1 protein-coding gene and 1 pseudogene are annotated in these 1703 nt (G+C 64.6%); both read right to left on the bottom strand.

The features are described 5' to 3' along the window. A pseudogene (locus ACFMO5_RS03765) lies at positions 1 to 435 on the bottom strand (hypothetical protein); the annotation flags it as partial. Beyond that, positions 425 to 1703 (bottom strand): NAD(P)/FAD-dependent oxidoreductase (locus tag ACFMO5_RS03760; protein ID WP_376791426.1); only part of this gene is annotated, 1279 nt, incomplete at its 5' end. The gene ACFMO5_RS03760 and the pseudogene ACFMO5_RS03765, both read right to left, overlap by 11 nt.

The following is a 1703-nucleotide window of genomic DNA, read 5'->3' as shown; positions in this document are numbered from 1 at the left end:
CCCGACCATCCCAATGGAAAGCGCCCAGGAGAGCAGCAGCCAGCCCCGGGCGATCACCAGGGCGGGCTCCATGAAACTGGCCACGATCGCGGCCATCATCCCCACGCTGGCCCCTTGGATCACCCGCATGTACTCCGAGGTTCCGTGGAACAGATGGTCCGGCGCGTAGAGGCGATGGGCGGCGAAAACCAGCAACCACACCGGGATCAGGATGGCCATCAACAGGCCATAATAATGCGCGGGCTGGCTCTCCGGCTGATAGAAAATGGGCAGGCGGGACTCGAACCGGATCAGATAGGATAGCGAGAAGGCGATCGCCAGGGCGATCGCGTCCATGAGGATCAAGCCGATACGCAGGCTGATCCATTCGGCCTCTCGCGCTTCCGTTCTAGAGCTCAGGCGGATGAATTCAGTGGGCAGGGCCTCATTGCGCATACGATCGCTCCTTCGCCCCAACGGCGTAATTCTGGATGAGCCAATTCTGGATCCCTATAACGACCTGGCGGGCGTGGCGCGTCAGGGATTCCCCGTTCGTCAGCGCGGGGTAGATCTGAGTCAGGTTTGCCAGGAACAAACCTGAAATGGGGGGCGCCAAGGGGGGGATGCGCCGCCACTGGCCGCGATGGAACAACGGTTCGACGTAGCGCTCCCGGTGCACCCGGGCATGGCGGATCCATTCCGGCCGGAACGCCGGGAACATCCGCTGGAGATGCTCCAGCCATGCCTCCAGGATCTCCGAGTCGCTCCGCTGAAGCCATGGCGAGTCCCAGGTCACATACTTGGGCAGATAAACCAGATGGTAACCGCCTACATCAGCCGGGTCGATGTAATGGGTCGTCTCGATGAGGCCGGTGAAGGGCACTGAGTCGTCGGCGATGTAGATGGTCCAATAATCGGTGAGCGGGCGATCCAGGGCCAGGAGGACGCACACGATGCCCAGGTAGCGCCAGGAGCCTAGATCCTCCACCCATGAACCCTCCACGCCGGGTAACAGGCGTGGGACCAGCGGTGGGTGTAAGGTGATCACGGCCGCCTCGCACGGCTCCACCGCCCCGTCCACTCGCACCCCGATCACACGGCCCTCTTCGATCACCACCTCCTGAACCGGGGTGCGGATTCGGATCTCGCCGCCTGCGGCTTCCACGGCCCGCGCCATCGCCCGGATCATCGTCAGATGCCCGCCCTGCAGGTAGCCGGCCATCTCCTGCTGGGAAACCCCCCGGCGGGTGGATCGGGTCCGGATCAGACGGGCCCAGATGTACGTGGCGGGCAGGTCCTCAAAGCGGCCGTCGAACTTGGCCCGCAGCATCGGCCGCCACAGGTGATGGAACGCCCGCCGGCCGCCCCACCGAACCAGCCATTCTTCCACACTGATCGTCTCCAGACGTCGCCAATCCCGGTGCAGATACGCCGCCAGGATGGTCAGGCCCAAGCGGAGGCGATCGACGGTTCGCAAAAGGGGGAAGGCCAGGAAATCCCGCAGCGTCGTCATCGGATACAGGCGCCCTTCGTGGAAGAACGCCGAGCCGGTGGGCCGGAAGCGCAGCTGATCGGCGATCCCCAGCTCCGCCGCCAGCGCCTGCATATGGACGTCGCTGGAGAGGATCGTATGGTAGAAGCGGTCCACCTCCACCTCGCCCAGGCGGATGGTCCCCGCCAGGCCGCCGATTTGATCGCTGGCCTCGTAGAGGACCACCCGATGC

Origin of the sequence: Thermoflexus sp. (genome assembly GCF_042408365.1) — a bacterium.
GTDB lineage: Bacteria > Chloroflexota > Anaerolineae > Thermoflexales > Thermoflexaceae > Thermoflexus.
The sequence above is the reverse complement of the archived record's forward strand: the minus strand, read 5'-3'. Positions and strand labels throughout refer to the sequence as shown.